This window comes from Chitinophaga sp. Cy-1792 (assembly GCF_011752935.1).
GTDB lineage: Bacteria > Bacteroidota > Bacteroidia > Chitinophagales > Chitinophagaceae > Chitinophaga.
In genome coordinates this window covers 413354-438610 of sequence record NZ_VWWO01000001.1, presented here as the reverse complement: position 1 = coordinate 438610, position 25257 = coordinate 413354, and the positions used below count along the sequence as shown (strand labels likewise).

The following is a 25257-nucleotide window of genomic DNA, read 5'->3' as shown; positions in this document are numbered from 1 at the left end:
GCTTAGATGTTATATTTTTCCAGACGTCTGTAAAGTGCGGCCCTGCTGAGTCCCAGCTCTTTCGCGGCTTCAGTGATGTTTCCGTTACACTTCTTCATGGCCTGTGTGATTACATTTCTTTCCATGTCTTCCAGGTTGTAGCCGGTATCCGCGGGTTGATCTGTAACACTGTTACTTTTTGTAAAAACATCTTTCGGTTGTAATGTTTTTCCGGGAGAGAGGATCACCGCTCTTTCAATAGCATGTTGTAATTCACGGATATTACCAGGCCATTCGTATTTCTGTAACTGGTTGATCAGCGCATCGCTGAAGCTGTTGACAGGTCTTTTATATTTGTCTCTGTAGATCGTCAGGAAATGTTCTGCCAGCGGCACAATATCCTCTATGCGCTCACGTAATGGAGGCAGATGTATCTCAATTGTATTGATACGGAAAAGTAAGTCCTGGCGGAAAAGGTGCTGCGCTGCCAGCTGTGGCAGATTGCGGTTGGTGGCGCATATCAGCCTTACATCTATATTGATGTTTTTATTGGAGCCAACTTTGGTAACATTCCTGTTTTGCAGTACTGTCAATAGTTTTGCCTGCAATGGAATGGTAACGTTGCCTATTTCATCGAGAAATATAGTGCCGCCGTTTGCTTCTTCGAACCGACCGGCCCTGTCTTCCCTGGCATCAGTGAAGGCGCCTTTAACGTGGCCAAACAATTCACTTTCAAACAGGCTTTCTGCTATAGCGCCAAGATCCACGCTGACAAAGGGTTTGGTGTTGCGGTGAGAGAGCTGGTGAATATGGCGTGCCAGCATGTCTTTACCGGTCCCGTTTTCTCCGAGTATCAGTACATTGGCATCGGTGCCGGCTACACGCTCTACGGTATCGAAAACTTCCTGCATGGCAGGGCTTTTACCTATCAGCAGATTGTTATTTTTTGCCGGGGTCGCAGCAGTATTCGGTTTGCTGCCACCAGCCTGGTGCTTGTTGTACGCCGCCTGTATGGTAGCTAACAGTTTATCGTTTTCCCATGGCTTCAGCACGAAGTCTGTGGCTCCTGCTTTAATAGCTCTGACGGCCATTTCCACATCGCCATAGGCAGTAAAAAGCACTACTGTCGATTCAGGCTTGATATCCAGGATACGGTCCAGCCATTCGAAACCTTCCTTACCGCTGTTCAGGTCGCGGGTGAAGTTCATGTCCAGTAAGATGACATCATAGTCGAAGTTGGTAACCAGGTATGGGATCTTCTGCGGATTCTTTTCAAAATCTACCTGTTCAAAATGACGTTTGAGTAATAATCGGGCTGCTCTTAAAACATCAGCATCATCATCTATTATAAGGATTTTCCCCTGTTGCAATGTGGTCATAGCGGTAATTGTGTTGGGTATTTCACACAATAATAAAGAAATTTTTTCCGGAGAATTACAAAGATTTAAAAGTGTCCGAATGTGAACGAAGGTTGTCCGGCACAGGACATCGATGCCAGTCTAAGTATGGTGTAAATAATTGATTTACAATAATTTATTATTCTGGCATATCGGTTGACTTATACCGGTCAGCAAATTATCTGTAAAATCATGGACAGAAAAATAGAAAAGAAGTTCTGGTCAAAAAAACGCATCCTGATGATAGGGGGTGGAAGCCTGGTAGTATTACTACTTGCCTATAATCTCATTTTTGCCGACCATCGTTCCACCCTGAATGTGGAAAAAGATAAAATAACCATTTCTCCCGTTACCAAAGGAACTTTTGACGTGTACATCGCCGTAACAGCTGTGGTGATGCCATTAAAAACAATCCGCCTGGATGCCATCGAAGGCGGGTATGTAAGCCATAAATACCTGGAAGGAGGTAGCATGGTAAAAGCCGGTGATTCTATATTACGGCTTGATAACCAGCGACTCATGATGGACTTCGTCAATCATGAAACAGAGATATATCGTTTACAGAATGAATTGCAGAATACCCGGTTAAGCATTCGTCAGCAGAAATTTACCATGCAGCAAACGATCTATGATATGGATGCGCGAATCGCCGAAGCACAGGATGTCTATGATAGGAACAAGCAGCTGGTAGAAGAGAAGATCGTTGCCCGCCAGGAGTTTAACAAGAATAAGTTTGAACTGGAAGGCCTGTTGAAACAACGGGATATCCAGATACAGTCGCAGAAATACCAGGATGAAAATGCCGTACGCCAGATCGCACAGCTGGAGGGCACCCTGGTGCGTACACAACGTAACCTGGCCCTCATGAAGGAGAACCTTAACAGCCTCATTGTAAGGGCTCCTGTTTCCGGTCAGCTGTCTTCCATAGATGTAGAAGTTGGGTCCAGCATCACCGCCGGCCAGAATATCGGTCAGATCGATGATCTGAATGGGTTTAAGCTCAGGGCTGATATAGACGAGCATTATGTTTCACAGGTATTTGCCGGACTGAAAGCTTCTTTTGAATTTGATGGCAAAAACTACGACATGATCGTTACCAAAGTATATCCCGAAGTGAAAAACGGTCGTTTCCAGGCCGACCTTAACTTTGAAAAGAGCACTCCGGAAGGTATTCGCCGCGGACAATCCAGCCCTATACGCCTGGTATTGGGGAAATCCGCAGAAGCAATACTGCTGCCACTGGGAGGGTTCTTCTCTGATACCGGCGGAAACTGGGTATATGTGGTAGATAAAGCGGGTGGCCGTGCTGTAAAACGTAACATCACCCTGGGCCGCAAAAACCCACTGTTCTTTGAAGTATTGGATGGTCTCCGTCCTGGCGACCAGGTCATCACTTCTTCTTATGAAAGTTTTGGTAACAAAGATGTCTTAGCCTTTTAGTAATATTATATTTCAAATCCCTTAAATAGAAATTATGATACGCACCGTTAACTTACAAAAACTGTTTACTACTGAAGAAGTAGAAACCACAGCATTGAACGGTATCAATATGGAAATTCAGGACGGAGAGTTTGTAGCAATTATGGGCCCTTCTGGTTGTGGTAAGTCCACCTTACTGAATATCCTGGGATTGCTGGACAATCCTTCTGATGGAGAATATCATTTCTGGGGCAAAGAAGTGGCCAGAATGAGTGAGCGCCAACGTGCGCAATTGCGTAAAGGAGCCATTGGATTCGTTTTCCAGAGTTTCAACCTGATAGATGAACTCACCGTATATGAAAATGTAGAATTGCCTTTGCTGTACCTGAAAGTGCCGGGCCCGGAAAGAAAGCAAAAGGTAGAAGAAGTGCTGGAGCGCATGAATATCATGCACCGCCGGAATCACTTTCCGCAGCAGCTGTCCGGTGGTCAGCAGCAACGCGTAGCCATTGCCCGTGCGGTGGTAGCCAAACCTAATCTGATACTGGCGGATGAGCCTACCGGTAACCTGGATTCCTCCAATGGGGAAGAAGTAATGAAACTGTTACAGGAGCTGAACAACGCAGGTACTACCCTGATCATGGTTACGCACTCACCTTACGACGCCGGCTTCGCACATCGTGTAATCAACTTATTCGATGGCCGTGTGGTAACAGAGAATATCCGTGAGCAGTTTCACGTATAGGGAATAGGGGAGCGTTCATAATTTCTGCGTACAACCTTTAACGTTAAGATTTTATCAGTAATACGAGTAGAATAACAAGAAACAGCAAATCAGCGGGTGTGTCAACACACGCTGTCACTTTTTATCTCTAAAAAATATTATAATGATACAATTGCAGCATATATCCAAACATTATCCCGTAGGATTTGGGAAGAATGAAATTTTGAAAGATATCAATCTGGAAATCAGGGAAGGAGAGTTTGTTTCCATTATGGGGCCTTCCGGTTCCGGTAAATCTACCTTACTTCATATTATGGGCTTACTGGAAGAGCCATCAGCCGGCCAGTACTTTTTCCAGAATGAGCAGGTAGATAAACTGAGTGAGAAGAAACGTACCCTTTTGCACCGCGGAGCGATAGGTTTTGTATTCCAGGCCTATCACCTGATCGATGAACTGACGGTATACGAAAATATCGAAACGCCATTATTATATAAGAACGTTCCTTCTTCAGAGCGTAAGAGTAAGGTGGCCGATATCCTGGACCGCTTTAATATTGTTGCTAAAAAAGACCTGTTCCCGAACCAGCTTTCCGGCGGCCAGCAGCAGCTGGTAGGTATTGCACGTGCACTGGTAGCGGAACCAAGGGTTATTCTTGCCGACGAGCCAACCGGTAACCTGCATTCAGACCAGGCAAAAGTTATTATGCAATTATTTAAGGAACTTAACCAGCAAGATAAAATCACCATTGTTCAGGTTACCCACTCCGACCTTAATGCAACCTATGGCAACCGTATCATCCAGCTTCGCGATGGACAAATACAGGCATAATATTTCTGGTTGCTTTTATCAAATCTGATAAAAATAGATTATGTTGTACACTCAAAATTCGAGGTATGATGCCATACCTACGAAAATTTTGCCTTCTGTCATTATGAAGATGAAAGTATCATCACAATTATTATATTTTTGTAATGCTATGAGATTATCCCGATACGCAGGCTGGTGCCTGCTTTTGTTCATGTTTGCTAACATCTCAACGGCAGTTGCGCAGGATACGTGGAGTTTGCAACGTTGCGTGGATTATGCATTACAACATAATATTCAGGTTAAACAGCAAGACATACAAAAACGTATGGCTGAGTTAACCCTTAAACAAAGCCAGCTTAACAGGATACCTTCCTTAAGTGGTTCCCTCGGTGGAGCATTTAACGAAGGTCGTAACCCCAGCCCGGCGACTAACACTTATATTCAGCAATCATTCTACTCAGCTAATGGAGGATTGACGACTTCAGTCAATATATTTAACTGGTTTTCAATGCAAAATCAGGTTAAAGCAAACCTGATGGATCTTAAATCCAACATCTTCCTGATGGACAAAGCCCGTAATGATCTTGCATTTAATGTTGCAACGGCTTTTCTGCAGATATTGTTAAATATTGAACAGGTTAAGGTAAATGAAGTTCAGGTAAAGCTCACCAATTCCAATCTTGGAAACACCAGAAAACTCGTTATCGCAGGATCTGTACCGGAAAGCAACCAGGCAGACCTGGAAGCACAGCTGGCCTCCGACAGCGTGAATCTGGTTACCGCTCAAAATAATGTAACGCTCTCCATCCTTCAGATGAAGGCTTACCTAAACCTGGATTTCGAAATCCCATTCCAGCCAGAAGTACCTGAAAATATCTTTGATTTGCAGATGGCACGCCTGGATGAAATGGCGCCAGAAATGGTATACAGTACCGCCACTACTACTTATCCATTGCTGAAATCTGATGAAATGAAAATCAAATCAGCAGAGTTTAATTATAAATCGGTAAAAGCCCAACAGTATCCTAATCTTAGCCTAACCGCAGGTCTGGGATCCAGCTTTGCCAATAATATCAAAACGACAGACCTGTCAAAGGCAGTACCCAAAGTAGACACGATTGGTTTTTTAGCCAGTAACCCAAGTGCCTATGTATTACAGCCAGGTTATACCATCCCGCCAGGCGCCATTACAATGTCGCCTTTCTGGGACCAGGTTAGCAATAACTTCCAGCAATATATACAAGTGAGTCTACGCATTCCTATCTTTAACGGATGGCAGGCGAAAGCCAATTCCAAAAAAGCGGCACTGAATGTTGAAAATGTAAAGTTGAACCGTGACCTGGATGTTCAGAAGCTCAGACAGGATATTTATACTGCTCATGCCAATGCTGTAGCAGCATTACAGAAATTCAACGCATCTACAAAAGGAGTAGATGCCGCACAGAAGGCTTATGATTTCGCTACCAAGCGTTTTAACCTTGGTCTGATGAATACCATTGATTATATTACTACACAGAGTAAACTGTTCAGAGCCCAGATAGACAAGGTCTCTGCGCAGTATGATTATATATTTAAAATGAAATTGCTGGAATTCTACAGAGATCAGAAAATTTCCCTGTAGCTTGTCCAGGAAATAACTGCTTTATGAAGAAAAAGACACTTTATTGGCTCATAGGCATTCTTGGTTCACTCGTTATTCTATTTCTGGTATTAAAAGCAGCCGGAATTGTTGGAAAGGAAGAAGGAATTAAAGTTGCGACAGACAAGGCGGAAAAGAAAAATATTATCGAGGTAGTTACTGCCAGCGGTAAAATTTATCCCGAAATTGAAGTAAAAGTAAGCTCCGACGTTTCCGGTGAAATCACCGACCTGCTCGTACAGGAAGGAGATTCCGTAAAAAGAGGGCAGGTAGTAGCCAGGATCTACGCTGATATTTACGGTTCCATGGTAGACAAAGCTGCTGCCTCCGTAAGCCAGTCACAGGCCCAGCTGGCCAACACCAATGCCGCATTGAGTTCTTATAAAGCCCGTCTCGACCAGAATAAAGCGGCATACGACCGTAATAAATCTCTCCTCGAACAGAAAGTGATTTCCCGTTCCGAGTTTGAGACCGCAGAAGCGACCTATCTCGCCTCCCAGGCTGATTATAACGCCGCTGTACAATCTATCAACAGTAATAAATTTGCTGTTGCCAGTGCGCAGGCCAACCTCACAGAAGCTAATAAAAATCTGGGCAGAACCACTATCGCTGCACCAATGGGTGGTATCATCTCCCTGTTGAATGTAAAGAAAGGAGAGCGTGTAGTTGGTACCGCACAGATGACCGGTACTGAAATGCTTCGTATCGCTGATATGAACGCCATGGAAGTACAGGTGGATGTAGGAGAGAATGATATCCCTAAAGTAAAATATGGCGATACCGCCATCATTGAAGTAGATGCCTACAACAACCGTAAATTCAAAGGCATCGTAACTCAGATCGCCAGCTCCAGCAAAAACGCTGCTTCGCTGACATCTACTTCTACCAGCTCCGCAGAACAGGTTACCAACTATATTGTACATATCCGTATCCTGCCCAGCAGTTATAGCGACCTCGTTGTAACCTCCAACGGCCAGAAAAGAGTATACCCTTTCCGTCCGGGAATGAGTGCCAGCGTGGATATTCAGACAAGACACGTAAACAATATACTGGCCATTCCTATCAACGCAGTTACCACCCGTGACCTCGACAGTGTAAAAGGAGATAAGAAACCAGTACAGGATAATACTACACCTGGTTCTTCCGCAGCCACCAAAACGGATGTGAATGAAGTGGTATTTGTACTGGAAAAAGACAATACCGTTAAAATGGTTACTGTAACAACCGGCGTACAGGACGATACAAATATTGAAATCCTCAGCGGCCTGAAAGAAGGAGATACCGTTATCAGTGCTCCTTACAGTGCTGTAAGTAAAACACTTTCCAACGGGAAAAAAGTGAAAGTAGTGCCGAAAACACAACTCTTTGAAGGCAACCAGAAATAATCCGTTATAACAACAGATAAGAGAAAGCCGTCTCTATACAATAGAGACGGCTTTCTCATTTCCAATAGAGGCAATTTCGTTACATTGCGTAAAAATTCGCACTGTGAGTAAGGATACCAGTATAGGAATTATTGGCGGAGGAAGCTGGGCAACCGCACTCGCCAAGATCCTGACAGATAACGGACATCGCATTTACTGGTGGATTCGTAATGAAGATACCATCAGATATATGCAGTTGCGTCATCACAATAAGCATTATCTGACTTCTGTTCAATTCAATACCAACCTGCTCGAGCTGAGCAGCGACCTGGAATATATTGTTGGTGCAGCTGATCAGATTGTACTTTCTGTACCATCCGCCTTTTTGGAAGAAGTACTGGTAGACCTGCCAGAAAATGCTTTCGAAAATAAATATGTGATCTCGGCCATCAAAGGACTGGTGCCCAGCACGAATACGCTGATAAATGAATATCTGGCACATCGCTTTAAGCTGCCGTTAGACAGGTATTTCACCATCACAGGACCTTGTCATGCGGAAGAGGTGGCCAATGAAAAACTTTCTTACCTGACTTTTTCCGGTCTGATTCCTGAAAGAACACAGGCTATTGCAGATAAATTCTCTAACAGTTACCTGCAAACCATCGTTAATACAGATGTGATCGGCGTGCAGCTCGCTGCCGTGCTGAAGAATATATATGCGTTGGGCGCTGGTATTGCACATGGGCTGGAGTATGGCGACAACTTCCTGAGCGTATTTATTACAAATTGTTTTAGGGAGATGCAGACCTTTCTCGAGAAATATGAAAATGCAAAAGCCGAGGAAGAAGGTGTGGAGTGCGCTGTGCATAACTATAGTGCCAGTGCATATCTCGGCGATTTACTGGTGACCTGCTATTCACTACATAGCCGTAACCGTACTTTCGGTAATATGATCGGTAAGGGGTATTCTGTAAAGGCGGCGCAGCTGGAGCTCAACATGATTGCGGAAGGGTATTATGCCAGCAAGTGTATGCATGAAATGAACCGTAATATTGGTGCTTTTATGCCGGTTGCACAGGCTGTTTTTGCCATTCTCTGGCAGCAGGTACATCCTACAGAAGCATTCCTGGCCCTGGAAAAAGGATTTATCTAAATAATTAAATCATCTCCATAACATATTAAAAAGAAGAACGGCATTACCCGTTCTTCTTTTTTTTGCCTGGTAAAATACTAAACATCACATTTTAGTTCCTTTTCGGAATAGAGAATATCGATAAAACAGAAAAAAAGGGTACATTTTCTTCTGTTATAAATTTCTTCATTTAATATCTGAGGAGAATATTATGACATGACAATCTATGAAAAGGGAGCTATAATCAAGGCAGAATATCCTTTATCTGCTAGTAATCATCATAATCTTCATAATCATCTTCACCGGCTTTTACAATGGCGCGGACATTAGGGAAGTATTGTCTGATAAGCCATACGACCCGGCTGAAGAAATAGTCGTTTAATACCGGACCGTCAAAGTATTCGATTTCATTGGTTTCGTCTGAGATCACGTATTCGGTAGATACGCCATCTAATGATACCAGGAATCTTCTTTCTTTGGGGACTTTTCTGAGGATGACCTTGGTAGGCACACCATCTACATTGAATGTGCAGGAAATATTACGCATGAGGGCAAGTTTAGAGGTTCTACAAATAGTTTATCCTTTCTGATTTTGGAAAGCTTCATCATTTTATTAAGGTTTTCCTTGGGTGCTCTGTTATTCCGTGTGAACGAAATTATATGTTAATAGACAAGAGTCCTCGGATGTAAAATTTATATAGCTGTTATCGTTATAGTTGTATAAATCCCGAATTGATAATCTGAGTAGTCCAAAATGATATAATTCTGTAACAGTATTGAATTCACAAATGAAGAACAATCGCTTGCCTGTTAGGAGGAATACAATACAATTAGTTTAATTCTGTATAGCGAAGTAAAAAATAATGTTTATATCAAACCTTTATCAGATGTTAACGAAAGGATCGATTAACTAAAAATTTGCAAAAAAAATTATCAAAATGGAAAAGAAACGGGCTTCCTCAGTGTAGACCAGAAAGTGTGGAAAAAATTCTTCAAATACCCCTGCTCAATCCGCTTAATTCCACATAAATCCAGTGGATTGAAATTTGAACTCCGCAAAGGGTACGGCTGTATTCTATAAACGAAAAAAAATGTGGATTATGACCAGAACCTTGCTTTTTGTTACTTCTTATCCTCCTCGTGAATGCGGAATAGCCACTTTTGCCCAGGATTTGATCAACTCCCTCCGTAAAAGCTTTGACGGCAAATTAGAGATCCAGGTTTGTGCCTTACAGGAGGCCGGAAAGCCGATCTTACAAAAACAGCCCGAAGTAGCCTACACCCTCAATCCTTTCGATATTGACGACTGTATCGCATTTGCACAAAGGGTGAACGGAGATAAAAAAATTGACCTCATATGTATTGAACACGAATTCGGCCTCTGGGGAGGAGAATATGGACATAACCTGCTGGGTATGCTCTCCATGCTGGATAAACCCTTTATTATCCGATTCCATACTGTCCTGCCTTTCCCTGACCCCAAATGCACCAAAGTGGTTAGCCTCATCAGTGCCTTGGCCGCAAAAGTAATGGTGATGACAAATTCATCTGCCAGACTGCTGGAAGATGTTTACCAGGTGCCCAAATCTAAAATTGTGCACATACCACATGGTACCCATGCGCATATTGTAGATGATCCGGAAGCGCTCAAACAACAATACGGCGTGCAGAACAAATTGGTTCTCAGTACCTTCGGGTTGTTGAGTGAAAACAAAGGAATCGAAACGGGTATTAAAGCGATGAGAGAAATCGTACAACATTATCCCAATGCCATTTATCTTATTCTGGGTAAAACCCATCCAGTGGTATCCAGCCACCAGGGCGAGAAATACAGGGAGTATCTTGAGCAGCTAGTAGCAGAATACCAGCTGGAGAATAATGTACGTTTTGTTAATTCTTATCTCTCTTTAAATACCTTACTGGACTACCTGGCTTTAACGGATATATACCTGTTCACCTCCAAAGACCCGCACCAGGCGGTAAGTGGCACTTTTGTATATGCCATGAGCGCGGGATGTGCCATCATTTCCACCTCCTTTGTGCAGGCAATGGAAATGCTGGATGGCGAATGCGGGCGACTGATAGACTTTAACAATGATAAGCAACTGGCTGATGAGGCCATACGGCTACTCGGTGATCCTGCGCTCAGAGAAAGAATGAGTACCCTCGCCATTGAGAAAACACGCAGCTCTATCTGGGAAAATGTCGCCATAGCCCATATGAGCGTCATCAGCCAGGTATTTGCGGAGGACAAGCCGCTCCTCCCTAATTTGCCCGCTCCCTATCTGGATCATATCGACAGAATGACCACAGAGTTCGGCATGCTCCAGTTCTCCAAATATGATGTCCCTGATCCGGAGTCGGGCTATACATTGGACGATAATGCACGTGCATTGATTGCTATGTGCATGTATATGAAGGAGTTACAGCCTACTTCCTTCATCTATTCGCTTTGCCGCAGGTACATTCATGTGATAGAATATTGCCAGAAACCTTCCGGTAAATTCCTTAACTATGTGAATGTAGATGGCTCTTTTTCCGAAATGAATGAGGAGGTAAACCTGGAAGATGCTAATGGCCGTGCTATCTGGGCCCTCGGATATGCGCTGTATACCTTCAACAAACTACCATTTGACCTGCTACAGCAGATAAACAGCATATTCAGGCTTTGCCTGAAATGGATGGAGCAGCTGACCTCACCAAGGGCAATGGCTTTTGCCATAAAAGGACTTTTTTATTACCGCCAGTACCGAAAATCTGATGTTGCAGAAGATATTGTTAAAACATTGGCCTATAGATTGCAGCAGTGTTATGACCGGGAAGCGGATGATACCTGGAAATGGTACGAACCATATCTGACATACGGAAATGCCGTCTTACCGGAAGCCATGATGATGGCTGGGGCCATCACAGGTGAAGAGGCCTATAGACGTACTGCCGAAGAAAGTTTGGCTTTTCTGTGGGAGAAAACCTATAACCATAATCACATGAAGGTGATCAGTAATAAGTCCTGGTATCACCGCAAAGATGCAATTGTTGCAGAAGGCGGGGAACAACCAATAGAGGTGGCTTATACCATGCTGGCGCTTCATACTTTTTATAATTTCACAAAAAATCGTTCCTACCTTGAGCGGTTACGTTTAGCTTTTAGCTGGTTCCTGGGTAATAATCATCTGAAGCAACTGGTGTATAATCCACTTACTTACGGATGTTTCGATGGCCTTGAAAAGAACAATGTCAACCAGAATCAGGGCGCAGAATCAACCGTCTGCTACCTGATGTCCAGACTGCTAATGGAGGAATGGAACAAGCATAAATATGTTACATCGCGACAAGACAACAGCATGGAACCGGTCAGAATCGGTACCAACTGATAATCGAACGGCAGGACCCAACATCCTGATCATTGATGATGAACCGGATATCTGCAGATTATTGCAGCTTAACCTGGTAAGGCATGGATATGCTGTGAGGTATGTCCATGCCCTACACGACGGACTGCAGTTTCTGAAAAGCCATAAACCTGATTTACTTTTCCTGGATATCCATCTGCCGGATGGGTCCGGATTGGAAGCCCTGCCTGTGATCAAGGCATTAGATCCTTCCTTACCTATTATTACTATAAGTGCGTATGACAATGAATCCGAAAAGCAGCAGGCACTGACAACCGGCGCCTCCTTTTTTCTGGCTAAACCCTTCAATGTCAGAAGTGTTGATGAACTGCTGAACCGTATCAAAAGTTAGCAGTCCGCATGATTGATTAGTATTTAGTAATTTTAAGTAAGCTGTTCCCTAAATCACCAAATCCAGATGAGAAATATTTTAATTATAGATGATGAAATTAATATCTGCACCCTGCTAAGTAAGTTTCTTACCAAGCATGGTTTTGCTGTGGAAACCACCATGACCGGCACAGCCGCCCTCAAAATGATGAAGGAAAAGCCTTTTGACCTGGTATTGTGTGATTACAGGTTAAAAGATACTGATGGTGCACAGCTATTGCAGGATATTCGTCAGATAAACCCTAATACCATCGTTATTATCATCACCGGCTACACCGATGTCAGGGTAGCAGTGGAGATGGTGAAAAATGGTGCATATGATTATCTTTCCAAACCGCTGTATCCGGACGAAATTCTTAATCTCGTACATAAAGCCTTTGCACATAAGGAAGCAGAACAGGAAAGACGCGCCAGTCAGCCGGTAGAATCCGCTGATGAAACCATTGCCAGGGAAACCTTACTGCAACGAAATCAACAGGAGAAAAACGATAAGTACGTATATGGCCAGAGTGCCAACTCCATAGAATTGATTCGCCAGATCAAACTGGTAGCTCCTACGGATTACAGCGTGATTATCTTCGGAGAAACTGGTACCGGTAAAGAATCGGTGGCACACCTCATTCATTTTCACAGCAAACGTAATGATCAGCCATTTGTGGCGCTGGACTGTGGTTCGCTGTCAAAAGAACTGGCAGCCAGCGAGCTTTTCGGTCATGAAAAAGGATCTTTTACCGGCGCGATCAATACCAAAATTGGCGCTTTCGAACAGGCGCAGGGCGGAACGCTCTTCCTGGACGAAATTTCCAATCTTTCCTATGATATCCAGGTAGCCCTGTTACGCGTTTTACAGGAAAAGGTGATCCGCAGAGTAGGTAGCCTCAAAGAGATACCTGTGGATGTGCGTATCATCGTTGCTTCCAACGAAAAGCTCTCTGAGTCTGTACAGAAAGGTAAGTTCAGAGAAGATTTGTTCCATCGTATCAATGAATTCACGATTTATATCCCGCCTTTGCGCGAACGCCAGGAAGATCTTCCACTTTTCATAGAGGCTTTTGTGAAACAGGTAGAGAGAGAATTAGACAAGAATTGTGGAAAAATATCCAATGAAGTCTGGGAATGTTTCCGTCAGTATAGCTGGCCTGGAAATATCCGTGAGCTGAAGAACGTTATCAGGCGCGCCTGCCTGCTGACGCCGGAAAAAGAAGATATCACCATGGCGGCGTTACCGCTGGAAATGAAGGAATCTTTTGCACAGCCGCAGGAAGAAATGCCAATGAATCCTGAACTGGCTATTCTTACCAATGAAAACGACCTTAAAAGCGTTGCATTGCAGGCGGAATACAATAAGATTGTGAATGTGCTGAAAGAAGTAAAATACAATAAAACGAAAGCAGCTCAACTGCTCAATATCGATAGAAAAACACTGTACAATAAACTACGTTTGCTGAACATAAATTATTAATATCCATAGATTTATAGCAGTGAACGATAAAGAAAATCTCCTGGGATAATCCTTTACAGGGTTAATCTCCAGGAGATTTTAATTTATAGTGATAGTGGAATTGCTAGTGAGCAAGCGGAAGCGTGATACTGAAAGAAGTGCCTATTCCCATTTCACTTTCAACATGAATCGTGCCTTTGTGGTTCAACAGTATATTCTGTGTACTGGTCAGCCCGAGGCCGGTACCTTTGGGTTTGCTGGTATAGAACGGATCAAACAGCCTTGCCTGTATTTCCTGTGGAATGCCGGGACCGTTATCCGCAATTTTGATTACCGCTTTATCATGAAGGCGGCGGGTAGTAATGGTTAGGATGCCCTTACCCGGCGTCATGGCTTCAATGGCGTTTATGACGATATTCAGAATAGCGATTACTACTTTTTCTTCATCTACCAATACCTGCAGATTATCATCAGCGAGTTTAAGGTCCAGGCGGATTTCATTCAGCTTGATACGATCTTCCGAAAGTTGTAAAGTGCTGTTGAGCAACTTGTCGAGGAATACGGCATTGGCGTGCAGTTCCATCATACGGGTGCTATGGAGCAGCTCTGTGATCAGCTGGTTGATGCGCGTGCAGTTACGTTCAATGATATCTGTATACAACATGGCATCTTCACTGACAGCCACAGCAGTTTCGTCTTTAAACTGGCTTACTGCCAGCAATATATTGGTAAGCGGGTTTCTGACTTCATGCGCGATCACCCTGGCGATACGGCCGGTGATAACGAATTTCTCCTGGTGTTGTTTTTCCTGCTCTTCTCTTTTTCTATCTGTAATATCCTGGATAACACAGAGGAATATCTGGGCTGCTTCATCGAGCATGACCGCATTTATCTGTACTACCAGTTTCTGATCATCTTTTGTCCTGAAATCGAACTCTTTTTGTGCTTCGCTATCTTCACAGATATTGTTGATAAACAACATACCCTGTTCTTTATTGATAAAGAGGTCGCTGAGGCGTTTACGAAGTAATTCTTCTTTCGGGTATTTCAGGGTGCGAAGTGCCGCCGGATTGGCGTCTATGATATTTTTGTCGCTATCGGCAAGGATGATAAGGTCATGTGCTTTTTCGAAGATGCCGAAGTATTTTTTTTCGCTTTCTTCAATGGTGCGGAGGTGACTATATTCATCGAGGGCATATCTGATGGATCGTTCCAGCAGATCGGCGGTAATATCTCCTTTAACGAGATAATCGTAAGCGCCCGCCTGCATTGCTTCCTGGTCGATGGCATAGTCGCCTTTACCAGTAAGCATAATTACAGGTGCCTGATATTTCAACATCTGGAAATAATGCAGGATATCCAACCCCGTAAATGGCCCTAGCCGGTAATCTACGAGGTATACATCATGCTGCATTGTATTGATGGCCTGTTTGCCTTTTTCGAAAGTAGGGGCCCATTCCAGTTTGTATTGTCCCGGAGAAATATCGTGCAGCAATTCGTTGACAAGAAAGAAATCATCTTCGTCGTCATCTATCATCAGAATATTAACAGGTAACTCACTCATCGTTGTAACTGGAATTAACGTCTGTCCTTATTTGTATTAACAGGAAAATTCACAGCAATAACGGTGCTAACCTTTGGTTGTAGTTTCATATTCTTCATTTTTTAAAGATTGAAGCAGTGGAAGAATGACAGTAAATGTGGCGCCCTGATCAGGTACTCCGTTGGCTGTAATGTAGCCATGGTGACTGTCTACAATTTTCTTACAGATAGCCAGCCCTATCCCGGTGCCGCTATATTCGCTGATACCGTGGAGACGTTGGAAGATGAGAAAAATTCTATCCGCATATACCTGATCAAAACCAATACCATTATCTTCCAGTGCGATCCTGCAGAACATATCATTCCACCTGGCTTCCTTCACAAATCCAAGCTGCTGGCCAGTTACGACTTCATGATGAATATTTATCTGTAGTTGCCGATGTGGAGAAGCGAACTTAATCGCATTGGCGATGAGGTTCTGAAACAATTGATGAAAGGAGGTAGGATTACCTTCGATAACCGGCAGGTCATCTGCAACAACCATAGCATTCTTCTCTTCCAGCGTGATTTCCAGGTCACTGATCACTTCCTGTAATAATTCATTCATGTTTACAGGGACAATGCTTTCAGGAACAATTCTGCCTGCACGGGAGAAGACCAGCAGGTCATTGATTAGCACACGCATTCTGGCTACAGCGGCCACCATGCGATCTATCAGCTGGGATGCATCTGCAGGGAGTTGTTCTTTGTATTTCACTTGCAACCTGTCCGAGAATGTGGATATTTTGCGCAGTGGTTCCTGCAAATCGTGGGATGCTACGTACGCAAATTGTTCGAGCTCCTGATTGGTTTTATTTAAGAGTGATATATTCTGTTGGAGATCTCTCTGGTAAGACTTCAATTTGGCCTCAATATGTTGTTGCAGCCGTACTTCCTTGGTGAGTGTAATGTAAGAATATATACCGATGATAATGGCTGCCAGAGAGGATATGAAGATCATTGGTACCCATAGTCCGGAGAAGAAATTGAACAGCTCTGACTTCTCATGTACCTGACTTTCTTCTATCCTGGTCATTTCCTGAACGGTTTTGTCTATTCGGTCCATCACCTGTTCGCTGGAAATAACAATAGCTTTATCTGTGGCGGGGTCCTGCGCTACATTGCTTTGCAGTAGCTGCTCATATTTCACTGCCAGCAGCTGTCTGAGTGTATCGAGGTGTAACTGCTGAATACGGCTGTCGGAAGTGACTCTGCGCAATACCTGGTATTCCTTTTCGATATGCAGGCTTCTGTCTTTCATGGAAGGGTCCAGGAAGGTGCTGTCTTGCGTAAGCTTATAGCCACGGATGGCGGCTTCGGCTTCTTTTACCTGCTTGTTTATTACCTCCAGTCTTTTTGATACCTCAATGGCGTGATTCAACCTGGCAGCGTTATCCAGCAGATTTTTTGCTACAAGATAGGAGAAAATAGACGCCATAATAATGACGGTAAAAGCGATGACGAAACCGATCTGAATTTTCTTGTGTACTGAGAAATGCATGTTGTCCTTGCTGGTTACTGCGAAAGCATTTGAAGTTAATTATTATTGGGGAAAATAAGGAATAATATAGTATTGGTTTCCCCGGGTATATTGGCTGCGCAAGTATTTCCACAATATGCAGATATATTCTACAGCTGATAACCTTTTTAAATCCACTACAGAACGGTAGGTAACTGGAATGAACTTTGATTTTTTTCTACGTGTAATTGTTCATTATTAAAAATTGAGATTATGCCAGGAAACCCAGAAAGAAACAGGGAGCCGATTCCAACGATTCCTCCTGAGAAACCTGCACCAGGTAAGCCACTGCCAGGAAGTCCGGATCCGGTTCCTCCTTTGCAACCACCTCCGCAGCACCCTGAGAATGAACCGATTCCGCCGGAAATTCCTGAAAGACAGGTACCTCATGTGCCCGCAGACCCACAAACCGGTCATTAAATAGCGCGACTAAACGCAGGTTCATCCGCAAAGGATATACCTGCATTTGCTGATTTTAGTACAGGTAGATGAAATTTTTGATAAATCTGCCGGTCATCTGCCTGTAAAACCCGCAACCGGCGGTATTATTTGTGTGTTATCCAACAATACAAAATCATACATTATGAGAGCGATTTGGTCAGGTGCTATAGGTTTTGGACTGGTGAATATCCCGGTAAAACTTTACAGCGCTACGCAAGACAGCCATCTGAACCTTGACATGCTGGACAGTAAGAACCTCGGACATATCCGGTATAAACGTGTAAACGAAGATACAGGCAAAGAAGTACCCTGGGAACAGATCGTGAAAGGATATCTCTATAATGATGAATATGTGGTATTGGAAGATGAAGATTTTGAAGCCGCCAGCCCGAAGAAAAGTAAGATTATTGAGATAACTTCCTTTGTGGTAGAGAATGAGATCGATGATATCTATTTTGAATCTCCTTACTTCCTGGAACCTGCCAAAGGCGGGGAAAAGGCGTATGAGTTATTGCGTCAGACGCTGGAGAAAACCGGGAAAGCAGGACTCAGCAGTTTTGTATTGCGGACCTCAGAACATCTGGCGGTAATCCGGCCAAGGGAAAATTACCTGCTGCTACAGCAGTTGCGCTTCCAGGAAGAGTTGCGTTCCCCGCAGGATCTGAACCTGCCTAAAGGCGTCAGGCTGGATAAAAAGGAAATAGATATGGCCGCAGCACTCGTAAAGGAATACACCGAAAAATTTGACATTGCTGCATATAAAGATGAATACACAAACGAACTGATGAAGATCATCAAGGCAAAGGCAAGTGGTAAAAAGCCCGTGGTTAAAAAACTTCGGGTGGTGCATACCAAGAGTACCGACCTGTTTGAACAGCTGAAAGCTAGTCTGGGTAACAAACCTGCAGCAACAACCCGTAAAAAACGTGCGTCATGAGTCTGGTTAAATATAAATCCAAAAGAAACTTCAGTGAAACGACTGAGCCGGAAGCAGGAAAATCTGTTCAGGGCAAACATGTATTTGTGGTACAAAGACACCATGCCACACAGCTACATTACGATTTCCGACTCGAAATTGATGGTGTACTGAAGAGCTGGGCAATTCCCAAGGGCCCTTCCCTGAACCCCGGGGATAAAAGACTGGCTATGCAGGTTGAAGATCATCCATATGACTATAAAGATTTTCAGGGTACCATTCCACAGGGGAATTATGGCGCCGGTACCGTGTATATCTGGGATAAAGGCACCTTTGAGCTAATACACCCGGGAAATAAAACCTTTGATAAAGAAGCCTTACAGGAGATAAAAGACGGCGATCTGAAGGTAATTCTGAAAGGCAGAAAATTGAAGGGTGAATTTGCATTGGTGCATATGAAAGGCAGGGGCGAAAATGCCTGGCTGTTAATCAAGCATAAAGACAAGTACGCCACCGATGAATATAACAGTGAAGACTACACGCCTCAACGTGTGAAAGACGCCGGTATCCGTTACAAGGCAGCAGAAAAGAAGGTTGCTGCAAAAGGAGGAAAGCATTAACAGCTGCATAACTAATATCCCCATATAGTTCGCCGATGATTTAATCGGCGCATGTGCCTTTCTGTTATCTTTGCAAAGCTATGGCTAAAGGTCACATTCTCATTATCGACGATGAAGAGCAGCTCAGGAAGCTGATGGGTCGTCTGTTATCTCTTGAAGGATATATTATCCAGGAGGCTTCCAATGTTCGGAATGCCATGAAAATTCTGGAGAAGGAAGAAATTCAGGTAGTGCTTTCCGACGTGAAGCTACCTGATGGCAACGGCGTAGAGCTGGTACATACCATCAGAGAAAAATACCCGCAAACAGAAATCATTGTACTGACGGCTTTCGGCAACATCGCCGATGGTGTTCAGGCTATTAAAAACGGCGCATTCGATTATATTACCAAAGGAGATGATAATAACCGTATCCTGCCACTGGTAAGTAAAGCGATGGACAAAGCCGTGTTGCAGTTCCGTATCCGTGACCTGGAAAAGAAGCTGGGTGGAAAATATAGCTTTGATAGCATACTGGGGGCATCTCCCGAGATTACCCAGGCCATTGAAATGGCCAGAAAAGTGGCCGCTTCGGATATGACCGTGCTGTTATTAGGGGAAACCGGATCTGGTAAAGAAGTCTTTGCACAGGCTATTCATTCCGCCAGCAGCAGGCATCAGCAGCCATTTGTGGCCGTAAACTGCAGCGCCTTCGGAAAAGATATCCTGGAAAGTGAACTCTTTGGACATATAGCAGGTTCATTTACCGGTGCGGTGAAAGATAAAAAAGGCTTTTTTGAAGAAGCTAAAGGAGGTACCATCTTCCTGGATGAAGTAGGCGAGATGCCGGTGGAATTACAGGCAAAACTACTACGTGTACTTGAAGCGCAGGAGTTTTACAAAGTAGGGGAATCCAAACCAACGAAAGCAGATGTGCGAATTATAGCCGCTACTAACAGAAACCTGGAATTTGAAAGCTACAACGGGCAATTTCGCTCCGATTTATTTTACAGGCTGTCGGCTTTCCAGATTAATCTGCCCTCGCTGAACAGGCGTAAAAAGGATATCCCTGTATTGGCGGAGTGGTTCATCCAGCAGGTAGGTCCAAAGCTGAACAAGCGTATTAAGGGAATGACCCCGGCTTTCCAGCAGGCCTTGCAGCGTCATTCCTGGAAGGGGAATATCCGTGAGTTGAAAAATATCATTGAAAGGGCTGCTATTCTTACAGATGAGGATGTACTGGACGTTACCGCATTACCCTTCGATTTTCAGCAGGGAGTATCCGGAGATCCATCCTCGCTGAAATTAAGTGAAGTAGAAAAGCTTCACATTGCCAAAGTACTGGTAGAAGTAAAAGGCAATAAAACCAGGGCCGCAGAGCTGCTGGGCATCGGACTTACCACACTTTACAGTAAAATCAAGGAATATAATATCACGCTAGAGTAGCCATCCCAGTAACACGCAGGCCAGCACTATGAATGGCGAAGGCATTTTGCTGAACAGCAGCAAAAGCAACGTGCATACCATGATAGCGAGATTGACAGGATTAGTCGGAATGGCAAAGAAGAGGATGAACGTTGCCGCCCACATAATGCCTACTACCACCGCATTGATTCCTTCCAGGGCTCTGTAGATGACCACATATTTTTTCAGGTTATGCCAGATAGGGAAGAAGAACAGGACCAGGAGGAGACTGGGCAGGAAAATGGCCACAGGTGCCAGCACACATCCCAGGAACTGATAGCCCATGCCCAGGTTGCGCATGGCCATGCCGCCCACATAGGCAGAAATGGAAAAGGTTGGCCCTGGTAGCGCCCGCATGATGCCGGCGCCTGTCAGCAATTCTTCAGCCGACAAGAAGGCCGATTTGGGCCTGGTTACATACTGTTCCAGCATCATGGCGATCAGGATATCGCCGCCACCAAATACAAGGCTGCCGAAACGGTAGAAGTTCTCAAATAAGTTAAAAGGTCGTCTGGTGATCCAGTTGTGCGTACGCGCCAGCTCGGAGAAGAACCCTGCCAGTACGAATATCAATACAAACAGCCAGATGTTTCCCCACTGGATTTTCTTCGGTTTGTCGGGGATATCCGGAATACGTTTATTACTGAAATTGGAAACGATACCGCCCAATATGATAAGGGCGGGGAAGGTCCATGGTGATTTGAATTTAATGGCCATGACCATGGATACGCCCATGATGATAAACGTGGCCAGGTTACTGATGCTGATCTTGAACGCCTTGATGCCGCCATAGGCAAGGAATCCCACGGCCATCGGCTGAACGTATTTGAATATATCTGTATGTAATGCAGATTTATCGAAATACTGTAACAGGAAGCTGAGAGAGCCCATGAGGAGGCAGGCAGGGGTTATCCAGATCAGGAGGGTGAGTATGGCCAGTGGCACACCGCCTCGTTTATATCCGATGAGCGTAAGTGTCTGGGAAGAGGAGGCGCCGGGTAATAGCTGGCAGAAGGCGTTATATTCCATTAATTCCTGTTCGGTAACATCTTTGCGTTGCTGAACGAAGGTTTTCATCATCATTGCCAGATGTCCCTGCGGACCTCCGTAGGCGGTGATGCTGTGAAAAAGCACTGCTTTCAAAAATGGAATATGACGTAGAAACACAGTTTATTGCCGGGTGGTTAAGCTTTTGTGGTTTTCAATTAATTATCTCCTAAAGTAGGCGCAAAATACAACAGTGTTGCTAATAAAGCTAGTATTCAGCATTAATACAGGCACGGTACTTGTAATATCCGCTCCTGAAATACCGAATAATGGCCTTTTATCCGTTGTATTCTGCCTGAAATTGGATGTCGTGTAGCCTCGAGACTAAAAGTGCGTAAGCACCTTAATATAGCCATATTGAACTGGAAACCATTAAAGAATAGATGCTACCTACTGTAGTATAAACTTAAAGTCCCGGAAGGTTAACACTTTCCGGGACTTTAAGTTTTATAAATTTTCCTTCCGGAGATTTATTTTTTCAGACCGATTTCGCGGAGGCGTTCATCGAGGTATTCACCGGCAGTGATTGGTTCGTATGCCAGTGGATTATCTGCGGTGATGCAACTTTCCAGGCTATCCAGTTTCATGTTTGATTTAGGATGCAGGAAGAAAGGAATGGAGAAACGGGAGGAGCTCCATTTTTCACGCGGAGGGTTTACTACGCGGTGTGTGGTAGATTTCAGCCTGTTGTTGGTAAGACGTTGCAGCATATCGCCTACGTTTACCACGATTTGTTCAGGCAGAGAAGTTACTGGTACCCAGTTGTCCTGTTTGTCCAGGATCTGGAGGCCATCAGCAGAAGCGCCTACCAGCAGGGTAATCAGGTTGATATCTTCGTGTTGTTCAGCTCTGATAGCAGATTTAGGCTCCTGGGTGATAGGAGGGTAGTGAATTGCTCTCAGAATTGAGTTACCGTTGTGGATTTTGTCGTCGAAGTAGTTTTCGTCGAGGCCAAGGTACAGTGCAATAGCCTGCAGCAATGCGCGGCCGGATTGCTCGAAGCCACGGTAAGCCTTGAAGAAAGTAGGTGTGAAAGCCGGAACTTCATCCACCTGAATATTGTCAGGATATTCAGCCGCAATAGGATCTTTATCTTCTACTGTCTGGCCGAACTGGAAAAATTCTTTCAGATCTGGTGCTTCGTAACCTTTTGCGTGTTCTTTACCGAAAGAGGTATAACCACGTTGGCCGGCCAGTTCTGGTTTTTCGTATTTATGCTTGATGTCGAATGGCAGTGCAAAGAATTCCTGTACATAATTGTAGAGGTCAGCAATCAGCTCATCAGAGATGCCATGATTCTTAACTGCTACAAAACCAACTTCTTCATAAGCCTTACCAAGTTGCTGCACAAACGCAGCTTTGCGACTGGCGTCACCTGACGTAAAATCCGCGAGATCCACGGATGGGATGGAGTGAGTAATTGCCATAATAACTATTGTTTTGGAAGGCCAAAGGTATGAAATCATATCCACATGGCTGGCAGACACCCCATCCCGGATCTATATATGACGTTAAATTCTAACTATATCTGGTAATTAGTTGAAATAAGCCTGTTCTTCAGGTGTGATATCCACAACCGCATACCGATCGATTTTATTGATCAGCATTTCGTCCATTACATCAATCAGGTTTTTGTAGTTGGCAGACTTATCAGCCTTGATTAGTACCATCAGGTCATTTTTATGAAATTGCTGTTGTACCTGGTCTTTTTTGCTGATGATGACATCGCGCAGGCCTTTATTGCCATAGCTGGTATAATGAAGCTCAGGCTGGGTATTGGATGCTGGTGGTGTACCTTCGTACCAGGCAATTTTATTGTCAGGCCCGAGTACAACGGTCAGCGCTTTACTTTCCGGTAAGGGAGAAGGTTCGCCATCGGTGCGGGGCATAATCAGGTCCATTGTTTTAGGCTGGGCCATGGTAGTGGTGAGCATGAAGAAGGTAATTAAGAGGAAGCCAAGATCTACCATGGGTGTCATGTCTACGCGGGTAGATTTCTTTATACTTCTTCTTTTGCCTTGATGCTTGTTGTTGCCGGATGTATTTATTTCAGCCATGATCTAACGGTTTAGAATATACGAAAATGGTTGAAAGCGCTTTCAATAGTATAGATGTGGGACTGTTATAATTTCCATAAATTCCTCAACAAGACTATAAGTCCGATGCCTGCGGCATCGGACTTATAGTCTTGTTGAGGATCGGCCGGAGGCCGATCCTCAACAAGACAGCAGGAACGGAAAAGGGCCGTCTCTACTCAGTAGAGACGGCCCTTTTCCTATTGAAAAATTAATTGAATTAGAATTCAGCGTTTTTCGGTGTTCTAGGGAACGGAATAACGTCTCTGATGTTGGTCATGCCGGTAACGAAGAGCACGAGGCGTTCGAAGCCCAGGCCGAATCCGGAGTGCGGCGCGGTACCATAGCGGCGGGTATCGAGGAACCAGCTCAGTTCTTCAACAGGAACACCCATTTCCTGCATACGGCCTACCAGTTTTTCGTAATCTTCTTCACGCTGGGATCCGCCAACGATTTCACCGATACCAGGGAAGAGGATATCCATTGCCCTTACGGTTTTACCATCCGCATTCAGCTTCATGTAGAAGGATTTGATTTCTTTTGGATAGTCTGTAAGGATAACAGGTTTTTTGAAATGTTTTTCTACCAGGTAGCGTTCATGTTCGCTCTGCAGGTCAGCGCCCCAGCCTTCGATGAGGTACTGGAATTTCTTGTTTTTGTTAGGCTTGCTGTCTTTCAGGATGGCGATTGCTTCTGTGTAGGTGAGTCGCATAAACTCGTTGTTGGCTACGAACTCGAGTTTTTCGATCAGGCCCATTTCGCTGCGTTCCTGCTGTGGTTTTTGTTTTTCTTCTTCTACCAGTCTGGCAGCGAGGAATTCGAGGTCTTCGCGGTTGTGTTCCAGTGCGTAGGCGATAACATACTTGATAAATTCTTCAGCAAGGTTCATGTTATCTTCCAGTTCATAGAAAGCCATTTCCGGTTCGATCATCCAGAATTCTGCCAGGTGACGGGCGGTATTGGAGTTTTCAGCACGGAAGGTAGGTCCGAAGGTATAGATATCGCTCAGGGCCATGGCGCCGAGTTCACCTTCCAGCTGGCCGGATACGGTGAGGTTGGTGCTACGACCGAAGAAGTCTTCTTTAAAGTCGATGTCGCCGTTTTCGTTACGGGGAGGGTTGTTGAGGTCCAGCGTGGTTACGCGGAACATTTCGCCGGCACCTTCCGCGTCGGAAGCGGTAACGATAGGGGTGTGCAGGTATACGAATCCTTTTTCGTTGAAGAATTTGTGTACTGCAAACGCCAGGGAGTTGCGCAGGCGGAAAATAGCGCCAAAGGTATTTGTACGGAAACGCAGGTGAGCGATTTCACGCAGGTATTCCAGGCTAGGCTTGTTTTTCAGCTGCAGCGGGTATTTTTCGGGATCACAATCACCCAGTATTTCCAGTGTTGCGGCTTTCAGCTCTACTTTCTGACCTTTACCTAATGAAGGAATAATTTCGCCTGTAGCACTGAGGGAAGCACCGGTAGTGATGCGTTTCAGTAAAGCAGGGTCCGTATTTTCAGTATTTATAACGATCTGGAGATTATTATTAGTGGAGCCGTCATTCAAAGCGATAAATTGATTGTTGCGGAAAGAACGCACCCAACCCTTTACTGTAACTTCGTAGTTTGCCCTGTCGTCCGACAGGATTTGTTTGACTTTTACCCTTTGGCTCATAATAAATTAATTTTAGGACTGCAAAAATAAGTGGAAAAATTCATAGTGCATAGTTCCCGCGAAACTGCTTTCCCAGCAAGATTTGCAAGCCCTGAATGTAAATGAAATGTTAAAAATCCCTATAATATTATCGTGAATTAATGGAAAAATAATGACAGCGGCACACTCTTAAAGCCGGATTTGGGGGCTAAAATAGGTGCTTTACTCAAGCTGGAAAAGGGATGGACGGGCTGTGGGGGCCGCTAATTTTTTTTGGAGAATAAAGAAAGTT

At 44.3% G+C, this 25257-nt stretch carries 21 protein-coding genes; 13 read left to right on the top strand and 8 right to left on the bottom strand.

All coding sequences use genetic code 11. From position 1 onward, the window contains the following. Window positions 1-2 precede the first annotated feature (2 nt). Window positions 3-1358, bottom strand: a complete 1356-nt coding sequence (locus F3J22_RS01800; RefSeq protein ID WP_167013689.1) for a sigma-54 dependent transcriptional regulator — start codon at window positions 1356-1358, stop codon at window positions 3-5. A 210-nt stretch (window positions 1359-1568) separates the two neighbouring features. On the opposite strand from F3J22_RS01800, the gene F3J22_RS01795 reads away from it, so the two are divergent. The 6 genes from F3J22_RS01795 (at window position 1569) to F3J22_RS30775 (ending at window position 8483) form a co-directional block, all read left to right on the top strand. Beyond that, window positions 1569-2816: an efflux RND transporter periplasmic adaptor subunit gene (locus tag F3J22_RS01795; RefSeq protein WP_167013687.1), complete on the top strand. Its 1248-nt coding sequence runs from the start codon at window positions 1569-1571 to the stop codon at window positions 2814-2816. Between the two features lie 34 nt (window positions 2817-2850). Then, the gene (locus tag F3J22_RS01790; RefSeq protein WP_167013685.1) at window positions 2851-3540 is read left to right on the top strand and encodes an ABC transporter ATP-binding protein; all 690 of its coding nucleotides are present in this window, start codon (window positions 2851-2853) and stop codon (window positions 3538-3540) included. A 142-nt stretch (window positions 3541-3682) separates the two neighbouring features. Further along, the gene (locus tag F3J22_RS01785) at window positions 3683-4348 is read left to right on the top strand and encodes an ABC transporter ATP-binding protein (protein ID WP_167013683.1); all 666 of its coding nucleotides are present in this window, start codon (window positions 3683-3685) and stop codon (window positions 4346-4348) included. Window positions 4349-4388: 40 nt separating this feature from the next. Beyond that, window positions 4389-5948, top strand: coding sequence for a TolC family protein (locus tag F3J22_RS01780; protein ID WP_370459399.1), 1560 nt, complete (start codon window positions 4389-4391; stop codon window positions 5946-5948). A gap of 23 nt (window positions 5949-5971) precedes the next feature. Continuing rightward, a complete protein-coding gene (locus F3J22_RS01775; protein ID WP_167013679.1) occupies window positions 5972-7351 on the top strand; it encodes an efflux RND transporter periplasmic adaptor subunit in 1380 nt (459 codons plus the stop codon). A gap of 103 nt (window positions 7352-7454) precedes the next feature. Continuing rightward, window positions 7455-8483 (top strand): NAD(P)H-dependent glycerol-3-phosphate dehydrogenase, encoded by a 1029-nt coding sequence (locus tag F3J22_RS30775; protein ID WP_167013677.1) that lies wholly within the window; start codon window positions 7455-7457, stop codon window positions 8481-8483. 247 nt (window positions 8484-8730) lie between these two features. On the opposite strand, the gene F3J22_RS01765 is transcribed toward F3J22_RS30775, so the two are convergent. After that, window positions 8731-9009, bottom strand: a complete 279-nt coding sequence (locus tag F3J22_RS01765) for a hypothetical protein (protein ID WP_167013675.1) — start codon at window positions 9007-9009, stop codon at window positions 8731-8733. Window positions 9010-9562: 553 nt separating this feature from the next. Here F3J22_RS01765 and F3J22_RS01760 point away from each other — a divergent pair. The 3 genes from F3J22_RS01760 to F3J22_RS01750 all read left to right on the top strand — a co-directional run bounded on the left by F3J22_RS01760 (window position 9563) and on the right by F3J22_RS01750 (window position 13706). Beyond that, window positions 9563-11836 carry a glycosyltransferase gene (locus tag F3J22_RS01760; protein WP_167013673.1) on the top strand — a complete coding sequence of 758 codons (2274 nt, stop codon included), beginning with the start codon at window positions 9563-9565 and terminating at the stop codon, window positions 11834-11836. Next, entirely contained in the window at window positions 11781-12206 is a 426-nt protein-coding gene (locus F3J22_RS01755) for a response regulator transcription factor (RefSeq protein ID WP_167013671.1), read from the top strand. The genes F3J22_RS01760 and F3J22_RS01755 overlap by 56 nt, the downstream gene beginning before the upstream one ends. A gap of 66 nt (window positions 12207-12272) precedes the next feature. Then, window positions 12273-13706 carry a sigma-54 dependent transcriptional regulator gene (locus tag F3J22_RS01750; RefSeq protein ID WP_167013669.1) on the top strand — a complete coding sequence of 478 codons (1434 nt, stop codon included), beginning with the start codon at window positions 12273-12275 and terminating at the stop codon, window positions 13704-13706. 103 nt (window positions 13707-13809) lie between these two features. Here the strand turns inward: F3J22_RS01750 and F3J22_RS01745 are convergent, their stop codons facing one another. Beyond that, window positions 13810-15249: a hybrid sensor histidine kinase/response regulator gene (locus F3J22_RS01745; protein WP_167013667.1), complete on the bottom strand. Its 1440-nt coding sequence runs from the start codon at window positions 15247-15249 to the stop codon at window positions 13810-13812. A 66-nt stretch (window positions 15250-15315) separates the two neighbouring features. Beyond that, the gene (locus F3J22_RS01740; protein WP_167013665.1) at window positions 15316-16767 is read right to left on the bottom strand and encodes an ATP-binding protein; all 1452 of its coding nucleotides are present in this window, start codon (window positions 16765-16767) and stop codon (window positions 15316-15318) included. A 231-nt stretch (window positions 16768-16998) separates the two neighbouring features. Here F3J22_RS01740 and F3J22_RS01735 point away from each other — a divergent pair, with 231 nt between their 5' ends. The 4 genes from F3J22_RS01735 (at window position 16999) to F3J22_RS01720 (ending at window position 20186) form a co-directional block, all read left to right on the top strand. Continuing rightward, complete coding sequence (locus tag F3J22_RS01735) at window positions 16999-17205, top strand: hypothetical protein (RefSeq protein ID WP_167013663.1); 207 nt, start codon at window positions 16999-17001, stop codon at window positions 17203-17205. A gap of 163 nt (window positions 17206-17368) precedes the next feature. Continuing rightward, window positions 17369-18163, top strand: coding sequence for a Ku protein (locus F3J22_RS01730; protein ID WP_167013661.1), 795 nt, complete (start codon window positions 17369-17371; stop codon window positions 18161-18163). Further along, the gene (locus F3J22_RS01725) at window positions 18160-18762 is read left to right on the top strand and encodes a DNA polymerase ligase N-terminal domain-containing protein (protein WP_167013659.1); all 603 of its coding nucleotides are present in this window, start codon (window positions 18160-18162) and stop codon (window positions 18760-18762) included. Before F3J22_RS01730 ends, F3J22_RS01725 begins: the two co-directional genes overlap by 4 nt. 80 nt (window positions 18763-18842) lie before the next feature. Continuing rightward, window positions 18843-20186, top strand: a complete 1344-nt coding sequence (locus F3J22_RS01720; RefSeq protein ID WP_167013657.1) for a sigma-54 dependent transcriptional regulator — start codon at window positions 18843-18845, stop codon at window positions 20184-20186. Here F3J22_RS01720 and chrA read toward each other — a convergent pair. The 4 genes from chrA to asnS all read right to left on the bottom strand — a co-directional run bounded on the left by chrA (window position 20178) and on the right by asnS (window position 24986). Then, window positions 20178-21338, bottom strand: a complete 1161-nt coding sequence (gene chrA, locus F3J22_RS01715) for a chromate efflux transporter (RefSeq protein ID WP_370459418.1) — start codon at window positions 21336-21338, stop codon at window positions 20178-20180. The genes F3J22_RS01720 and chrA overlap by 9 nt on opposite strands. Before the next feature lie 383 nt (window positions 21339-21721). Then, window positions 21722-22678 carry an isopenicillin N synthase family oxygenase gene (locus tag F3J22_RS01710; RefSeq protein WP_167013652.1) on the bottom strand — a complete coding sequence of 319 codons (957 nt, stop codon included), beginning with the start codon at window positions 22676-22678 and terminating at the stop codon, window positions 21722-21724. 108 nt (window positions 22679-22786) lie between these two features. Then, window positions 22787-23308, bottom strand: coding sequence for a biopolymer transporter ExbD (locus F3J22_RS01705; protein ID WP_167013650.1), 522 nt, complete (start codon window positions 23306-23308; stop codon window positions 22787-22789). 238 nt (window positions 23309-23546) lie between these two features. After that, window positions 23547-24986, bottom strand: a complete 1440-nt coding sequence (gene asnS / locus F3J22_RS01700; RefSeq protein WP_205195128.1) for an asparagine--tRNA ligase — start codon at window positions 24984-24986, stop codon at window positions 23547-23549. Between the last annotated feature and the right edge of the window lie 271 nt (window positions 24987-25257).

Coding starts and splice junctions, on each gene's coding strand:
- F3J22_RS01760 (WP_167013673.1), top strand. CDS start 9,563: ATGACCAGAACCTTGCTTTTTGTTACTTCTTATCCTCCTCGTGAATGC.
- F3J22_RS01735 (WP_167013663.1), top strand. CDS start 16,999: ATGCCAGGAAACCCAGAAAGAAACAGGGAGCCGATTCCAACGATTCCT.
- F3J22_RS01785 (WP_167013683.1), top strand. CDS start 3,683: ATGATACAATTGCAGCATATATCCAAACATTATCCCGTAGGATTTGGG.
- F3J22_RS01730 (WP_167013661.1), top strand. CDS start 17,369: ATGAGAGCGATTTGGTCAGGTGCTATAGGTTTTGGACTGGTGAATATC.
- F3J22_RS01790 (WP_167013685.1), top strand. CDS start 2,851: ATGATACGCACCGTTAACTTACAAAAACTGTTTACTACTGAAGAAGTA.
- F3J22_RS01780 (WP_370459399.1), top strand. CDS start 4,389: ATGTTGTACACTCAAAATTCGAGGTATGATGCCATACCTACGAAAATT.
- F3J22_RS01725 (WP_167013659.1), top strand. CDS start 18,160: ATGAGTCTGGTTAAATATAAATCCAAAAGAAACTTCAGTGAAACGACT.
- F3J22_RS01795 (WP_167013687.1), top strand. CDS start 1,569: ATGGACAGAAAAATAGAAAAGAAGTTCTGGTCAAAAAAACGCATCCTG.
- F3J22_RS01755 (WP_167013671.1), top strand. CDS start 11,781: ATGTTACATCGCGACAAGACAACAGCATGGAACCGGTCAGAATCGGTA.
- F3J22_RS01720 (WP_167013657.1), top strand. CDS start 18,843: ATGGCTAAAGGTCACATTCTCATTATCGACGATGAAGAGCAGCTCAGG.
- F3J22_RS01765 (WP_167013675.1), bottom strand. CDS start 9,009: ATGCGTAATATTTCCTGCACATTCAATGTAGATGGTGTGCCTACCAAG.
- F3J22_RS01800 (WP_167013689.1), bottom strand. CDS start 1,358: ATGACCACATTGCAACAGGGGAAAATCCTTATAATAGATGATGATGCT.
- F3J22_RS01775 (WP_167013679.1), top strand. CDS start 5,972: ATGAAGAAAAAGACACTTTATTGGCTCATAGGCATTCTTGGTTCACTC.
- F3J22_RS01745 (WP_167013667.1), bottom strand. CDS start 15,249: ATGAGTGAGTTACCTGTTAATATTCTGATGATAGATGACGACGAAGAT.
- F3J22_RS01740 (WP_167013665.1), bottom strand. CDS start 16,767: ATGCATTTCTCAGTACACAAGAAAATTCAGATCGGTTTCGTCATCGCT.
- F3J22_RS01750 (WP_167013669.1), top strand. CDS start 12,273: ATGAGAAATATTTTAATTATAGATGATGAAATTAATATCTGCACCCTG.
- F3J22_RS01710 (WP_167013652.1), bottom strand. CDS start 22,678: ATGGCAATTACTCACTCCATCCCATCCGTGGATCTCGCGGATTTTACG.
- F3J22_RS01705 (WP_167013650.1), bottom strand. CDS start 23,308: ATGGCTGAAATAAATACATCCGGCAACAACAAGCATCAAGGCAAAAGA.
- asnS (WP_205195128.1), bottom strand. CDS start 24,986: ATGAGCCAAAGGGTAAAAGTCAAACAAATCCTGTCGGACGACAGGGCA.